The organism is Streptococcus sp. HMSC072D07 (genome assembly GCF_001814835.1).
In the GTDB taxonomy this organism is placed as follows: Bacteria; Bacillota; Bacilli; order Lactobacillales; family Streptococcaceae; genus Streptococcus.
In genome coordinates this window covers 138,042-152,332 of the sequence record NZ_KV818066.1, presented here as the reverse complement: position 1 = coordinate 152,332, position 14,291 = coordinate 138,042, and the positions used below count along the sequence as shown (strand labels likewise).

The 14,291-nt window shown below is 41.4% G+C and carries 16 protein-coding genes; all 16 read right to left on the bottom strand.

Features of this window, described 5'->3' with window-relative positions:
• Positions 1–3: 3 nt before the first annotated feature.
• Complete coding sequence (gene dltB / locus HMPREF2991_RS05575; RefSeq protein ID WP_070569416.1) at positions 4–1,158, bottom strand: D-alanyl-lipoteichoic acid biosynthesis protein DltB; 1,155 nt, start codon at positions 1,156–1,158, stop codon at positions 4–6.
• Between the two features lie 158 nt (positions 1,159–1,316).
• Positions 1,317–2,009, bottom strand: coding sequence for a methionine ABC transporter permease (locus HMPREF2991_RS05570; RefSeq protein ID WP_000137509.1), 693 nt, complete (start codon positions 2,007–2,009; stop codon positions 1,317–1,319).
• Between the two features lies 1 nt (position 2,010).
• The gene (locus tag HMPREF2991_RS05565) at positions 2,011–3,072 is read right to left on the bottom strand and encodes a methionine ABC transporter ATP-binding protein (RefSeq protein WP_070569419.1); all 1,062 of its coding nucleotides are present in this window, start codon (positions 3,070–3,072) and stop codon (positions 2,011–2,013) included.
• Positions 3,065–4,438, bottom strand: coding sequence for a M20 family metallopeptidase (locus tag HMPREF2991_RS05560; RefSeq protein ID WP_070569422.1), 1,374 nt, complete (start codon positions 4,436–4,438; stop codon positions 3,065–3,067). The genes HMPREF2991_RS05565 and HMPREF2991_RS05560 overlap by 8 nt, the downstream gene beginning before the upstream one ends.
• Positions 4,439–4,556: 118 nt before the next feature.
• Positions 4,557–5,411, bottom strand: a complete 855-nt coding sequence (locus HMPREF2991_RS05555) for a MetQ/NlpA family ABC transporter substrate-binding protein (RefSeq protein ID WP_000694527.1) — start codon at positions 5,409–5,411, stop codon at positions 4,557–4,559.
• A 154-nt stretch (positions 5,412–5,565) separates the two neighbouring features.
• Positions 5,566–6,408, bottom strand: a complete 843-nt coding sequence (locus HMPREF2991_RS05550; protein WP_070569426.1) for an amino acid ABC transporter substrate-binding protein — start codon at positions 6,406–6,408, stop codon at positions 5,566–5,568.
• A gap of 102 nt (positions 6,409–6,510) precedes the next feature.
• Complete coding sequence (locus tag HMPREF2991_RS05545) at positions 6,511–6,834, bottom strand: AzlD domain-containing protein (RefSeq protein WP_000253946.1); 324 nt, start codon at positions 6,832–6,834, stop codon at positions 6,511–6,513.
• The gene (locus HMPREF2991_RS05540) at positions 6,824–7,519 is read right to left on the bottom strand and encodes an AzlC family ABC transporter permease (protein ID WP_000659754.1); all 696 of its coding nucleotides are present in this window, start codon (positions 7,517–7,519) and stop codon (positions 6,824–6,826) included. The genes HMPREF2991_RS05545 and HMPREF2991_RS05540 overlap by 11 nt, the downstream gene beginning before the upstream one ends.
• 136 nt (positions 7,520–7,655) lie before the next feature.
• On the bottom strand, positions 7,656–8,279 hold the full coding sequence (locus HMPREF2991_RS05535; RefSeq protein WP_070569429.1) for a hypothetical protein: 624 nt from the start codon (positions 8,277–8,279) through the stop codon (positions 7,656–7,658).
• A gap of 193 nt (positions 8,280–8,472) precedes the next feature.
• Positions 8,473–9,699, bottom strand: coding sequence for an MFS transporter (locus HMPREF2991_RS05530; RefSeq protein ID WP_070683651.1), 1,227 nt, complete (start codon positions 9,697–9,699; stop codon positions 8,473–8,475).
• A 70-nt stretch (positions 9,700–9,769) separates the two neighbouring features.
• The gene (locus HMPREF2991_RS05525) at positions 9,770–10,435 is read right to left on the bottom strand and encodes a CPBP family intramembrane glutamic endopeptidase (RefSeq protein ID WP_070569435.1); all 666 of its coding nucleotides are present in this window, start codon (positions 10,433–10,435) and stop codon (positions 9,770–9,772) included.
• A gap of 115 nt (positions 10,436–10,550) precedes the next feature.
• Positions 10,551–11,414, bottom strand: coding sequence for an XRE/MutR family transcriptional regulator (locus tag HMPREF2991_RS05520; RefSeq protein ID WP_070569438.1), 864 nt, complete (start codon positions 11,412–11,414; stop codon positions 10,551–10,553).
• Positions 11,415–11,522: 108 nt separating this feature from the next.
• Complete coding sequence (gene tsaD, locus HMPREF2991_RS05515) at positions 11,523–12,533, bottom strand: tRNA (adenosine(37)-N6)-threonylcarbamoyltransferase complex transferase subunit TsaD (RefSeq protein WP_070569441.1); 1,011 nt, start codon at positions 12,531–12,533, stop codon at positions 11,523–11,525.
• The gene (rimI, locus tag HMPREF2991_RS05510) at positions 12,523–12,960 is read right to left on the bottom strand and encodes a ribosomal protein S18-alanine N-acetyltransferase (protein ID WP_070569444.1); all 438 of its coding nucleotides are present in this window, start codon (positions 12,958–12,960) and stop codon (positions 12,523–12,525) included. Before rimI ends, tsaD begins: the two co-directional genes overlap by 11 nt.
• Positions 12,957–13,640: a tRNA (adenosine(37)-N6)-threonylcarbamoyltransferase complex dimerization subunit type 1 TsaB gene (gene tsaB / locus HMPREF2991_RS05505; RefSeq protein ID WP_070569447.1), complete on the bottom strand. Its 684-nt coding sequence runs from the start codon at positions 13,638–13,640 to the stop codon at positions 12,957–12,959. Before tsaB ends, rimI begins: the two co-directional genes overlap by 4 nt.
• Before the next feature lie 333 nt (positions 13,641–13,973).
• Positions 13,974–14,189: a hypothetical protein gene (locus tag HMPREF2991_RS05500; protein ID WP_000492029.1), complete on the bottom strand. Its 216-nt coding sequence runs from the start codon at positions 14,187–14,189 to the stop codon at positions 13,974–13,976.
• Positions 14,190–14,291 lie beyond the last annotated feature (102 nt).

Here is a 14,291-nt window from a genome sequence, read left to right as displayed (position 1 = left end):
CTCTTATCTCTTTAAAGTCGTCAGCAAGATTTTATAGGGTTCACCTGAAAAGATAAAGAAACCAATCATAACCAAATTCATGGTCACAAACCAACTTAGTAGCTTATACCAGTTTTTGTTTTTATTTTTCTTATAAAAATTGCTTTTCTTTTGATACACTTCAAATCCAGCCATCAAGACACCATGATAAAAACCATAGACAATGTAACTAACACTAAGACCATGCCAAAAACCCATGACCAACATATTGACCATATAGGCATAGGTTGCATTGTGTAGTCTATTTTTAAACCATTTTTTCCTGATAACCTGCATCAATACTCTTGAAAATACAAAATCTCTCAACCAGGTCGACAAGGTGATATGCCATCTAGTCCAGAAATCTTTGATATCGACACTCAAGAAAGGTTTGTTAAAGTTCATCGGTGTCTGAATACCTAGAATATTACTACTTCCAACGGCCATTAGACTATAGCCTGCAAAGTCAAAGAACAGATACAAGGTATAGAGGTACATATACTTGATTGAGTAAACGACTGTGCCAGTATTATTTAGAGCGAGTAACATCTGATAAACATAGGTTGATAAAACAATCTTGTAAAGGAGTCCTAGAACGATACGATACACACCGTCCCCTGCTAATTCTAGATACTCTTTTCGGGGCATGACCTCGTTTATCTCTTTTAAAAATCTCCTACTCCGATCAATTGGACCAGCACTAACTGTTGGGAAAAAGAGCAAAAACTGTAGATAATCTTTTACACTGATTTTTTCTTTGATTAAGCCATCCGATATCTCTAGCATGATCTGAATGGTCTTAAAGGACATGTAAGAAATTCCAATAAAGGCCAACAAATGCAGAGAAGTCAGAGCAAAGACTTTATTGATCACCAAAGGAAGGATGGAAAGGAAAACCAGTGGTTTCAGCCACTTTGCCTCTATCCGCTGTGCTAGAAAAACCAGAAAATACTGGTAAACGATAAAGGCGAGCAAATAGACAATCATCGCTCGACTCTTACCATAGATAGCTCCTGCAAATAAGAGGGAGAGGGCCAAAATATAGTAGTCCTTACGTTTTTCAAAAAAGTTTACCACAAAACCAATCAGTAAAACTACAAACAAGAGAAGGAAAAACTCATTCCCCTCGAAATAATTCATACCAGCCAAACTCCTTTACATTATCATCCCTTCTACAGCAAAGTTTCTGACTTGCTAATTGGGGACCTTTATTTATTATAGCATATTTCTAAAAAGAAGCTTTATCCTTCTTGCATTTCGGTTAGAAAACAAAAAGGAGTCCCGTTGAACTCCTTCCATTATTTATGACTTAATTTCTTGGTCAAGAAATCTCCCAAGAACTGGATTGTAAAGATAATCAAGATGATAATAATGGTCGCCAAGATAGTCACATCGTGATTGTAACGATTAAATCCATAGGCAATGGCTACGTTACCAATACCACCAGCTCCAACCGCACCGGCCATAGCTGTTTCCCCAACAAGGGAAATCAAGGTCACAGTCGTCACACGAATCAAATCTGGAAGACCTTCTGATAGGTAAACACCCACGATGTCCCAGAAGGTCGCTCCGCTCGCTTGAGCCGCCTCAATGACACCACTATCTAACTCAGCCAAGACAACCTGCACCTGACGGGCAAAGAAGGCAAAGACCGCAAAAGAAAGTGGGACAAGGGCTGCATTTGGCCCGATACTTGTTTTGACAATCAAGTGAGACAGTGGCGACATGATTGCCAAGAGGATGATAAATGGTACCGCACGGAAAATAGAGGTAATCTTGTCTAAAATCCAGAAGATAACCTTATTTTCCAAGACACCGCCTGGCGCTGTCAAGACGAGGAAGAGACCTGCCACCAGCCCCAAGAACCCTCCGATGATGAAGGAAAGAACTGTCATATAAAGAGTTAGGTAGATGGCTGTTCCCCAGCCTGCCTGACCAGCCCAGCCCATCTTATAGACATTTGGTAGATAAGTTTGAATCAACTCTGTCATTTTACTGTCCTCCCTTCAATACTTTTAACTGGACGCCAGCCTGACGGATGGCATCTTGGGCACCTGCTAGTGCTGTTTTTTCACCTGACAAGACCACCACCAATTCTCCGACAGGAGTGCCATCGAGAATTTCGATATTTCCATAGAGGATATTGGCCGTTACTTGGTAATGTTTGTACAATTCATTCAAAAGTGGTTCATCTGTCGAAGCCCCTGCATACTTGAGCTGCACTAAGATACTGTTCTCAGATAAATGTTCTACGATTTCTTGCTTCTCAATCTTGACCATGGCTTCATCAATACCTGTAGCTGTTGAGATAAAGTCCTGTGTCAAAGGTTGTTTAGGGTCTGAGAAGATTTCAAGGACACTGCCTTCTTCAATCAAACGGCCATCCTGCATGACCGCCACACGGTTGGCAATGTCTTTGACAATCTGCATTTCATGCGTAATCAAGACAACCGTCAAACCTAATTTCTGGTTCAAATCTTGCAACAAGGCCAAAATCTGCTTAGTTGTCTTAGGGTCGAGGGCAGACGTTGACTCGTCTGAAATCAAAATTTTCGGATCATTTGCCAAGGCACGCGCAATGGCTACACGCTGTTTTTGCCCTCCTGATAGTTGTGAAGGGTAGTTTTCAGCACGATCCGCCAAGCCAACCAAGTCCAACAACTTAGCTACTTTTGCTTTCTTTTCTTCCTTGCTGAGTCCAGAATGTTTGAGGGCAAAGGCCACATTTTCCTCTGCTGTCTTTTGACTCATTAGGTTGAAATGCTGGAAAATCATCCCGATATCTTGACGTTTGCGACGCAACTGCTCTGCCGTCAAGGTTACCTTGCCATCAAAAATGACGTCGTTATCAATGGTAATTTTCCCAGCAGATGGTTTTTGCAAGAGGTTAATCACCCGTACAAGGGTTGATTTCCCTGCTCCAGAATATCCAACGATTCCGTAGATATCCCCTTCTTGGATGTGAATAGTCACATCCTTGACCGCTGTGATGGTTCTTTTCTTTTGGTGAAAAGTCACATCGATCTGATCTAACTTGATAATATCTCTACTCATAGCTTCTAATCAGCTCCTCTACTAATTCAATATGGGTGTAGTAATCGGCGATTCGCACGTTTTCATCTCCACCATGGTCTCGGCTATTGGCATTTCCTAGACCGAAGGCCACCATTGGTACCTCTAGGGCATCAAAGACCGTATGCATAGGCCCTGTCCCCGCTGTGGTCGGCAAGACTGAAACGCCCTGTGGATAGAATTTCTTGGCCAACTCGATCACATTGAGAATGGCTGGTGCGCTCATATCGCTTCGATAGCTCATCTCTCCCAAGGTATAGTATAATTCTACCTTATCAAAGCCATTTTTGTCTAGCTGTTTCCGAATTTTTTCCAGAACATCATGCGGTTCTAGGCCAGGAACCAAACGAACTTCTAACTTGGCACTGGCTTCTGCTGGCAAAATCGTTTTAACCCCTTGCCCTTGATAACCTGACTGAATCCCTTCGATATTAAGGGCTGGCTCGAAAAAGAAACGTTTTAGAAAGGCTGCACGATCCTCTTGTAAGAGAGGCAATTCCAAACCATAAATGCGACTGATTTCCTCAGGATTGCGTTGGGCGTAGGCATCTACCAAGGCTAGTTCTCGTTCATTTGGCTCTTGAACATCCTCATACAAGCCTTCTACCAAGATACGTCCATCAGCAGCTCGCAGGCTACTTAAGGCCTGGATAAGGTACCACGACGCCGACTCCACGACACCACCATAACTCGAGTGGATATCCACATCAGCACTTTTTACCTTGGCATCAAAGGTCACAATTCCCTTGTTTCCACCAGAAATTTCTAACTGCTCCAAGGCATTTTTGGTCCCTTGTTCCCAAACTAACAAATCTGCCCCACGGAGTTTGTCCGCGTGTTTCTCTAAATACTTATCTAGATCCATGGAAGCAGATTCCTCTGCCCCTTCCATGATAAAGCTGATATTGATAGGCAGGTCATCATGGTGCTGCATATACTTTCTCAGAGCACTCAAACGAGCCGTGATGTGGCCCTTGTCATCATCAACCCCACGTCCATACATAAAGCCATTTCGCACAGAAAGGGTAAAAGGATTCTCTGTCCACACCTGGTCGCCATCCGCTGGCACGGTGTCATAGTGATTATAGAAGATCAAGGTCTTGGCATCCGGACGCGAACTCTTGAAATGCGCCATGACAAAGGGAGCCGTATAGCTCTCATCAATCTCCACTTCAGCCCCTACACGCTTGAAAATCTCACCCAGATAGTTTGCGACCTCCTTGAGTCCAACCTGCTGGGCAAAGACTGATTTCTTGGAAATCAAGGTGCGCAAGACTTCAAAATAATGTTGGGCCACATGATCCTTCTCAAATTTTTCAATCTGCTCTTGTTCGCTAGGAAAAACCATTTTCTCTCTCTTTCTACTACGTACTTGTGTCCTTAGAACGACCACAAGTGCCTCTTTAAAATCAACTCTCTATACAAAAGCAAGAGGTGGAAACTCTCTCCCACCTCCCTGTGTCTTATTACCAAACTGGTTGGTCCAAACCGTCTGATGTTTCTTCGATAACTTTTTTCACTTCATCAGTGTGGTAAGCTGCGATAATTTTCTTGATGGCATCAGCCTTAGGTGATGATTCCCAATCTTTTTTCGCAACAATGATGTTGTACCATTGTTTTGAGTTTTCATCAGCTTGTTCTTTGAAGAGTGCTTTCTTGTAGTCCAATTTTGCTTCTGTAACGAAGGTATTGTTTACAACGGCAGCATCAACTGATGACAATGAACGAGCTGTTTGGCTAGCGTCCAATTCAGTAATCTTCAAGTTCTTTGGATTTTCTGTGATGTTAGCAACTGTTGCAAGGGCAGTTCCAGAAACATCCAATTTGATCAAACCAGCTGATTGAAGCAAGTAAAGCGCACGGCTTTCGTTTGTTGCATCGTTTGGTACGGCGATTTCACCGTTATCTGGGATTTCTTCCACTTTGGTGTACTTGTTTTCTTCCCCATTTTTACCTGAGTAAAGGCGGATTGGTGAGATATAGGTATCTGCAATCGCTACAAGGTCTTTCCCGTTTTCTTTGTTCCAGTTATTCAAGAAGTTGTAGTGTTGGAAGGCGTTCAAGTCTACTTCGCCATCAGCAGTTGCCTTGTTTGGTTGAGAGTAGTCAGTGAACTCTGTGAATTCCAATTTAATTCCATCTTTTTCAACCAATTCTTGGATTTTATCCCAACGCGCTTCTTCAGAACCGCTACGGTTAACTGTTGCAATTTTGACAACTGTTTCGTTGTCTGCTTTCTTTTCTGAATTTCCGCAAGCTGCAAGAGCCAAACCTGCGACTGTAGCAAGAGCTGCTACACCGAGCCATTTTTTAATTTTCATGATTCTATCTCCTTTAAAAATAATACCGTAATAGTATCTCATACTTTATTTGATTTAGCAAATTGTTATTAGATAGGCAGACATATAGTTTGAAACTATATACCTAAAAATTGAGAAATCATCCGCCTTTCTCAGACTGGATGATTTCATACGACTATTTAATATCAGCTTCTGCTGGGAGATACGTGTCTCCGAAGAACTGTTTAGACAATTTTTCAAGAGTTCCGTCTTTGTAGAGTTCTTGGATACGTTTGTCTACAAATGATTTCAACTCATCTTGACCTTTTGCAAGAAGTGGGTAAACGTAAGGTTGTTGGTCGCTTGGAAGTTCAATGACTTTCAAGTTGTCCAAACCTTGGTTCTTGATAACTGTTTCAACACCGATCTTATCAAAGATCTTGTAGTCAAACTGACCATCGCTCAAACGAGACATGATTTGTTGGAAATCAGCCTTGGTGTAGTTAAGAACAGTTGGATTGTCTGCGTGTTGTTTGTTATAATCTTCTAGCTGTTTAGCTGATGTTGTCCCTTGAACGACCTCAGTAGACTTGCCTCCGATATCATCAAGTGACTTGATGCTGTCGTCGTCTTTCTTCACAACGAGAACGTTAGGGTTTTTAGCAGTTGGAGCTGCATAAAGGTACTTTTCAGCACGTTCTTTGGTATAGCTGATATTGTTCACAGCCATTTGATAACGGTCGCTATCAAGACCTGCAAAGACACCTGACCACTCTGTCTTTTCAAACTTGACAACGTATTTGTCAGAGTCTTTAAAGATAGCACGGACTACTTCAATCTCATAACCAGTCAACTCGCCATTTTCTTCGTAGTTGAATGGTTTTGGTGAAGCATTGGTTGCAACGATGATTTCTTTCTTACCAGATGCTGCTTCGCTAGTTGCAGTATCTTTCTTATCTCCGCCTGAACAAGCTGCTAGTACACCTGCGGCAACAAGTCCTAGAGCAGCAAGAGATGAATATTTGACGATTTTTTTCATGTCATTTCCTCCAAAATAGAATACTTTACTATCTTAACAGAAAATATTTTTTTTCGCCATTATATGATACCTATCTCGGTGATAGGTTTTTTTTATGGCTGACTAAAAGACCAGGCGCAAGACTGCAATCAAGACTACTCCAAAAAGAACCGTCCCCACTAGATTGCGGTAGCGAAAGGCTACCCAAGCCGTTGGAAAGACTGCTAAAAAGTCCAGCCATTTGATTTGAGGAAGGCTGCCAACCTTGCCAGTCACTACGCTTGAAAGGATCAAGGCAAAGATAATGGAAACAGGCAAGAACTTCAAAAAACGCTCAACGATAGCTGGCAATCCCTTGTACTTAACCAAGATGAAGGGAATCATACGGGGAACCCAAGTCACTAGGCCTGAAAAGATAACGGCTAACAAAAGATATTTACTGACCATCTAAGACCACCCCCATAGTACAACCTAGCAAGGTCGCAAACAGAACAGCTAGCGACTGAGACACTACTGTCAAGAGCAAAAAGAAAGACACCGCAACAACGGCTAGGATCCGCAGCAGATTCCGTACAGGAACCCGTCTTTGCATAATCTGAAATTGCGAAGTAAAAATCCCGATAAACATCCCAACAAGGGCAAAGTCTAAGCCAAAGACTTCAGGATTTGGAAGAAGGCCACCTAAAGCTGTCCCCGCCACTGTCCCAATAAACCAGGCTACATAACTATTGAGATTGTTCCCGTGCATCCACATAGGATGGACTTTGTCTGTATGGGCTAATTCGCCCATCAAAACTCCATAGGTCTCATCAGTCAAGAGGCTAGACATACCGATGTTTTGCCAGAGACTAGTATGACGGAAATAGGTCGATGCATGCAAGCTCAGCAAAAAGAGTCGCAAGTTGATCAAAAAAACTGTCATAGCAATGGCTGCCACAGGCGCTTGTACCGCAATCAGTGCCAACATGGCAAACTGGGCACTCCCAGCATAAACAAAGAGGCTCATCAAGCCCATCTCAACAGGTGTCACATAAGGCGCACCAATAATCCCACAGGCTAGACCAATGCTGACATAGCCAAGAGCAGTCGGCATGGCCGCCTGAACACCTTCCCAAAATCCTTTTTCTTTCATCCTTCTCCTCATATTCTCTCCAATTGCGGCTGTTCGTCATCACAGCCACAGCACGGACTATTATAACATATTCAAAGAAGAGAAAAAAGTTTCGGATTCGAAACCTATTGCCAGAAAAAGTGCTGAAGAGGAAGCATCATGGATACATGAGAAATTGATCCACTCGGATAGTATACTTATCGGTTTCTGTGTCTGTAGCATATTTATTTTCTGTTGGATAGACATCCACCCAGAGTTCCCACTGTTGTCCCTTCAACTTGACCTTGTAGCGATAACCGTCATCATAGAGGCCTACTGTATCAGTTGTCATGGACTGGTAATCTGGGAGTTCTTCCAGTTCTTTTTTTACAGTCTGGGATAGATTGTTAAGCACTACTTTCTGCTCCACCTTTGAAGTTACAGGAATATGAACTGTCGCTTCTTCCAAACGATGCGATTTTGAAAATGTAAAGGTCGCTCGGCCTGGATAGCCTTTCAAAGTAATCTGCTCATAGTGATAGAAAAGGCGACCTGTTTTATAGAAATATGGGTCTTCTGCACGCCAAGTGTCGCGATAGGCCATTTCCTCCTCTTCCACGACTTTGTCAGCTGCGACAAATGTATTTTCAAAAGATTCTACAGACATATAAAACGAAAGCGATTTAAACATGACTAACTGCGTACTAGGAAATTCCAAATTTTTAAAATTTTGGTAAGATTTTATAAATAAGATTATCACTCCAAGAGCAAGCAAACCACTGATTATTTTTGTAAATTTCATATTTCTACTATACTAAAAAACTCTATGATTGACAAACTTTGATAGAGTCGGATTCCGTGGTTAGATTCTAAAATTACTTTTTCATTTAAGGTAACAAGGAATTGAGCAAGGACTATTATTAGATATTGGAGATAAGAAAAAGACTGGAGCGCCAGCCTTATCGTATGAACAAAAGTTAAATCAAAGTTCCCTACTAAATGCTCTCACGAATATTCAAGAGCATGACAAATGCGGTTAGGAGTAATAGCAATAGAATAAAGCTGACCGCTAGGGTCCCAAAACTTGTAGCAATCGTTACGAAAACGATTGTGAATAGACTTGGTAAAACAACCGTAATAGCACCAATAGAGGATTGAACCGCTCCCATTGACTCCTCAGGTATTTGTTTAAAGACGAGTTCTTGCAGTCTAGGAGAGAGTAACCCTGCGATGAAGGCATCCAAGGAGCTGAAAAGCAGAATCAAACCAAAATGAACTGTGGCAAATCCTACTAGAAGGAGTAACTGGATGACGACCGAAGCGTATAGAGCTGTTTTTATAGAAACCGTATTTTTCAGATAGCCACTCACAAGACTTCCAACAATAAGTGCTAACAATTCTAGTGTTGATAACAAAGCGAGTGATTGACCGGTTTGTAAATTCAAAAACGGTTGGATTCTTAAAAAAAGAGTCGAAATAGGAACAGTGACATTGATCACAGCTTGGCTGATGGAGACGATAAATAAAATGAAAATCACTCTATCCATATTCCAGATCAATTTCGATGATTGGAACAAATGCTGGCAAAACGATTTTATAGAAAGACCTTCTTGATAGCTAATTGTTTTTTCAACTTTCAAAAGATCATTTTTTATAAAGAGAATACCTACAAATGCTATCAGAAACGTCAGAGCGTTTAGCAAGGAAATAAACTGAATGGAAAGAATTCCTAGTAAAACCCCTCCTAGAATATTACTGATTGTCCGAACTAAACTAACTGTTGATTGTTTAAAGCCAATAGCTTCTGTCAGATGTTCTTTCCCAATGATTCTTATAAAAATAGGAGTTAGCATGGCTCCTGAAAAGTAACTCAATGTATCCGACAAGAGATTCATTAAACAAATAAAGAATAGGAGCCATAAGGAAAAGGACTGCCCTGAAAGCGAAAGTGCAACTATAGAATAAAGTACAAATTTGACAAAACTAATAAGCGTATACTTTAGAACACGATGGTGTTGAAAGTCAGCCAAAACTCCCATAAAGATTTGCAGAACTTGAGGAACAGTCTCTGAAATCGTAATGAGTAAAATCGCCAAGGGGGCAAACGAAGCGTCTGCCACATAATTCAAAAAAGCAAGATAAAAAATCGTATCCCCAACCGTTGAAATCCACTGGTTGATGGTTAACTGCCTAAAATCTCTATTTTGAATAAATACTTTCATCGCAACTCCTTTTTGAATTCAAATGGGAACTTTTCCCCAAGAATAGACCGATATTGCTGAGCACCTAAAATTACAGCAACGGTAAAATTTGACCAATGCCATTGTAGACTATGTGCAGTCCAATAGGCCAATAAATGGACTTGGTTACTCTAAATAAGACTGCAAATATGAGACCGCCACCCATATATGAGAAAAAGTCTGTCAAAACCCAACCATGATTACTAATGTGCAAGATTCCAAACAAAGCAGCAGATCCAAGCACATCCAGTCTCCATTTCTTCCCTTTTTCCAGAGCGGTCATCACCAATCCACGATAAATTATCTCTTCAAAAATGGGACCTGCAATTACAGGATAGAAAAAATACATCAAAAATGTTGTAGCCCCTGTAAAAGTCGGAATGGCGAGTTGATAAGCAATTTCATTTTTGGTAGGGGGGAAAATAAAAAAGGTTACAAAATTCCAAATAACAAAAGCTAGGAGGGCTAGGAAGGAATAAAAAAGATAGGATCCCTTAAATTTTCTACTGTTGATTTTCTGCCATTTTCCTGACCAAACCATAACAATAATAGCAAGCAGAACCACTAGAAAATTCAACAACATATCTGACAAATAATAGGCAAAATCAGATAGACCAGCAGCAAGGTCGCTGTGTAAGAGCAGACGAATCAAGAACTGGTCAGCAACGACAAGTAGCATAGCTACAAACAAGTAGTAGCGTGAGATTATCTTTTTCATTCTATTTTCTCCTATACTATGAAATAAAGACAGTATAACACGAAAAATGTCCCAGTTTAGAAAATCGCATATTTGACATTTTTTCTTATAGAAATTTCATTTTTGCGATTGTTTGTTAATCGATAAGGTCTTTGTATTGCTGTAAGCGTAGTTCAAAAAGAGCTGTTAATTGTGGATTTTCTAATACTTGTAGAGATTGGATAAAATCTTCAATCTCTTTTTGATTACTTCCCTTGGTTTGAAGGAAAATGCTCATCTTCTTTAAAAACTGCCACAATAATTTCTCAAAAACATCGTATGGACGGAGCATGCTCTCCAACTCGGCTTCAAAGATTGGGATATAGGAAAAAAGTTTACGTTCCATGAGCTCTGAGATAATATTTAACAGCCCTTGTTTCATATACAGTCTATTGTGTGCCAATTCTTTAAATTCCTTTGATTTTTCAAGTAAAGAGGTTGATAAAAAGATTAGGTCCTGATTACTCAAGAAGGGCATGGTATTGCAAAAAATATAGAGTTCAAACCAGGTCCAAGACTCGATAGCATAGAGATAAGTGGTCAAAAACTCACGTTCCTCCTCTTCGAGTAGATAGCTTTTATCCAAGGAATGGATAGCATTTTTAATCACGACAGCATTCAAACGACGATAAGTCTGCGCCATCTGTTCCTGTTCGACTTCCTTCAACAATTGCTCTAAACCTGCTATATCCTGATGGGCAAAACGATCCACAACCTTTCGACCAAATCGCATGTGCGGAGATTCTTGATAATTATTGAGCTTGTGCCCAAACTCATCAAAGGTCACATTTATCCCTTGGATGGCTAGAATCAACTTATCCGCAGACAGCATAGACTGTCCCAGTTCAAACTTGGATAGCTGGGATGCTGTCAGTCCATCACAAGCAACATCTGACTGCTTGAGTTTTCTCGCCAGGCGCAATTCTTTGTAAAATTCTCCTAATTCTTGTTTTTCAATCATGGCCAAACTCCCTTATCAAGTCTCTTTACTATTCTATTCGTAAAAACTTTTACTTTTTTAACATATTATAAAATATTTTAGCAAAAAAGCCAGCCTAAAGCTGACTCTCTACTCCATAGTATCAAAGGCAAGGCTTGGTTTGGCGTTGAGGTCCAAGTCTGCAAAGTTTTCTTTGTTCCACTCGCTGACACTGGCATAGGCAATCATACCTGCATTGTCTCCACAGAGACGCAAGGGTGGAATGATGACCTTGACATCTTTGATTTCGTCTGCCAAGCGTTCTCTAAGACCTTTATTAGCTGCTACACCACCTGCCACAACTAGGGTTTTAACAGGGTATTTTTCTAAAGCCTTCTTGGTTTTTGCCATGAGAATGTCCATAACAGCTGCTTGGAAGGAAGCACACAAATCCTTTGTAGACAAGCTTTCTCCCTTTTGCTCAGCATTGTGGTGAAGATTGATAAAGGCAGACTTCAAACCCGAGAATGAAAACTCCAGATTGTCTTTCTTGATCATGGCACGAGGGAAGTCATAAACATCCTGACCTTGATGGGCTAGCTCGTCAATTTCGCGACCGGCTGGATAAGTCAAGCCCATGACGCGGCCGACCTTGTCATAAGCCTCCCCAACTGCATCGTCTCGTGTCTCCCCAACAATCTTGTAATCCCCAGCCTCTGACACATAGACCAACTCGGTGTGTCCTCCGCTGACCAAGAGTGCCAACAAAGGAAACTCCAAAGGCTCCACACTCTGAGCCGCCATGAGGTGGCCAGCCATGTGGTTGACGGGGATAAGTGGCAGACCATGCGCCCAAGCAAAGGCCTTGGCAGCTGACAAACCAACTAGTAGAGCTCCAACCAATCCAGGTCCGTAGGTAACGGCAACGGCTGTCACGTCCTCTTCGGTAATCCCTGCTTCTGCTAGCGCCTCCTCGATGCAGGCTGTAATGACCTCGACATGGTGACGACTAGCCACTTCTGGTACTACGCCACCAAAACGTTTGTGGCTCTCGATTTGACTAGCAATGACATTGGACAAGAGCTGGTCGTCATTTTTTAAGACAGCAACACTGGTCTCATCACAGGATGTTTCAAATGCTAAAATATATCTATCCTTCATCTACTTCTCTCTTCATGATAATGGCATCCTCAACTGGATCGTGGTAGTAGGCCTTTCGCTCAGCGATGACCGCCATCTTTTCTTTCTTGTAAAATGCTTGCGCTCGGTGATTAGATTTTCTGACTTCGAGGAAAATCTCCTTATCCGCTGGCAATTGAGCAAACAAGGCTGACGCAATTCCCTGACCCTGATAGGCTTTTTTGACAGCGATTTGCAAGACTTCTGCCTCAAAGAGATTCTCCTGCACAGCTATAAAGCCAATCACTTCTGCCCCATCATAAGCTAGAGCGTACCAAGTCTGGTCTTGGGACAGGTCTGCTTGGATTTGTTCCAGTGTCCAAGGACTGACTGGGTAAACAGCTTCCATGACAGCGTAAATGACTTGATCCAAGTCAGGCTGCTGTTGGATTCGTTTGATCTTTATCATAGGCGTTTAATGTAGGACTCGCCAGACTCGGTGTGGTTCTTGAGCCAGTTTTCCTCAGCTTCTACACGCTTGAGATAGTTTGGTACAAAGTCGTGCAAGGAGTCTGCTTCCTTATCCCAAGCCCAAAGAGCAAGATTCGCTGCATTAGGTAAACTTTCTTGGTAGCTAGCTTGTGGTAGCTGTTCTTGGATCTGCTCCACAAAGGGGCCAACTTCTCCGACAAAGGTCACCTGTTCAGCATCCGTGACTTTTTCTAGCACTTCCGCAAAGAACAGATGTGCTTCTGGCATGACAGGTTTGGCATTTTCATAAAATCCTGCATAAACATTGTTGCGACGCGCATCCATCAAGGGAACAAGTAAGCCTTCTTGTTGGCGTGGCACCAGAGCCAAGAGGCTAGACATGCCAACTAACTCAATGTTCAGGGTATGAGCCAGTGTCTTGGCAGTTGCTACCGCAATTCGTAAGCCAGTATAACTACCTGGTCCTTCAGCTACCACGATTCGATCCAAATCCTTGGGTGTCCAATCCAAACTTGCCATCAAAAAATCGATGGCTGGCATGAGGGTAATACTGTGATTCTTCTTAATATTAATCGTCGTCTCGGCAAGAACCTGCTTGTCCTCTAAAATAGCGAGAGAAAGAGCCTTGCTGGACGTATCAAAAGCTAATACTTTCATAACACATTCCTATCTTTTTGTCTGTTTACTATTATACTACAAAAGCCAGCGCATGGGAATTTTCTTTATTTTGAAACAAAAGGGCCTGCCACTTAGACAGACAATTCTGCAAAAAAATTAAAAAAAGTTGTAGTTTTTTTTGAATGGAAAAGTGAACAAGGAAATTGAAAGGTTCTTCGTAAGAAATGTAAATAAGTCATATATGCTTTAACTCGATTTTCGATGTTAGAAATCATCGTCATAACAATAAAGATAGCACCTAAAAATAAAAAAAGTCCATCCCATCTATCAAGACGAGGTGGATTTTCTGTATATCTAGAGGAATAATTGACTTTAGGCATTTAAACCAAAGTAGAAAACGAGCCAGACAACATAGGTTACAAGGAGGAGAAAAATTGAATAGAGAGTCACAAAAGCAAGCTTCCAAAGGAATTTTGTTTTGCGGTGTTCCAGATGCACAAACAGGGCATTCCCCCCATAGACACAAGCTACAAAGACTACAAACATCAAGAGGCGAACCCCTACTGCAAATTCAAACAAACTAAACATTCTTAATCCTCCTTTTGGTATTCCTATTTTTATATAAACTGTTGACAATGTTGGTCTATCAATGTTAAAATGTAATTCAACATTGGTAGGAAAATCAGGTTG

What these genes read in the sequence shown, in the direction of transcription:
- dltB (WP_070569416.1), bottom strand. Translation starts at nt 1,158, where the DNA reads ATGAATTATTTCGAGGGGAATGAGTTTTTCCTTCTCTTGTTTGTAGTT.
- HMPREF2991_RS05570 (WP_000137509.1), bottom strand. Translation starts at nt 2,009, where the DNA reads ATGACAGAGTTGATTCAAACTTATCTACCAAATGTCTATAAGATGGGC.
- HMPREF2991_RS05565 (WP_070569419.1), bottom strand. Translation starts at nt 3,072, where the DNA reads ATGAGTAGAGATATTATCAAGTTAGATCAGATCGATGTGACTTTTCAC.
- HMPREF2991_RS05560 (WP_070569422.1), bottom strand. Translation starts at nt 4,438, where the DNA reads ATGGTTTTTCCTAGCGAACAAGAGCAGATTGAAAAATTTGAGAAGGAT.
- HMPREF2991_RS05555 (WP_000694527.1), bottom strand. Translation starts at nt 5,411, where the DNA reads ATGAAAATTAAAAAATGGCTCGGTGTAGCAGCTCTTGCTACAGTCGCA.
- HMPREF2991_RS05550 (WP_070569426.1), bottom strand. Translation starts at nt 6,408, where the DNA reads ATGAAAAAAATCGTCAAATATTCATCTCTTGCTGCTCTAGGACTTGTT.
- HMPREF2991_RS05545 (WP_000253946.1), bottom strand. Translation starts at nt 6,834, where the DNA reads ATGGTCAGTAAATATCTTTTGTTAGCCGTTATCTTTTCAGGCCTAGTG.
- HMPREF2991_RS05540 (WP_000659754.1), bottom strand. Translation starts at nt 7,519, where the DNA reads ATGAAAGAAAAAGGATTTTGGGAAGGTGTTCAGGCGGCCATGCCGACT.
- HMPREF2991_RS05535 (WP_070569429.1), bottom strand. Translation starts at nt 8,279, where the DNA reads ATGAAATTTACAAAAATAATCAGTGGTTTGCTTGCTCTTGGAGTGATA.
- HMPREF2991_RS05530 (WP_070683651.1), bottom strand. Translation starts at nt 9,699, where the DNA reads ATGAAAGTATTTATTCAAAATAGAGATTTTAGGCAGTTAACCATCAAC.
- HMPREF2991_RS05525 (WP_070569435.1), bottom strand. Translation starts at nt 10,435, where the DNA reads ATGAAAAAGATAATCTCACGCTACTACTTGTTTGTAGCTATGCTACTT.
- HMPREF2991_RS05520 (WP_070569438.1), bottom strand. Translation starts at nt 11,414, where the DNA reads ATGATTGAAAAACAAGAATTAGGAGAATTTTACAAAGAATTGCGCCTG.
- tsaD (WP_070569441.1), bottom strand. Translation starts at nt 12,533, where the DNA reads ATGAAGGATAGATATATTTTAGCATTTGAAACATCCTGTGATGAGACC.
- rimI (WP_070569444.1), bottom strand. Translation starts at nt 12,960, where the DNA reads ATGATAAAGATCAAACGAATCCAACAGCAGCCTGACTTGGATCAAGTC.
- tsaB (WP_070569447.1), bottom strand. Translation starts at nt 13,640, where the DNA reads ATGAAAGTATTAGCTTTTGATACGTCCAGCAAGGCTCTTTCTCTCGCT.
- HMPREF2991_RS05500 (WP_000492029.1), bottom strand. Translation starts at nt 14,189, where the DNA reads ATGTTTAGTTTGTTTGAATTTGCAGTAGGGGTTCGCCTCTTGATGTTT.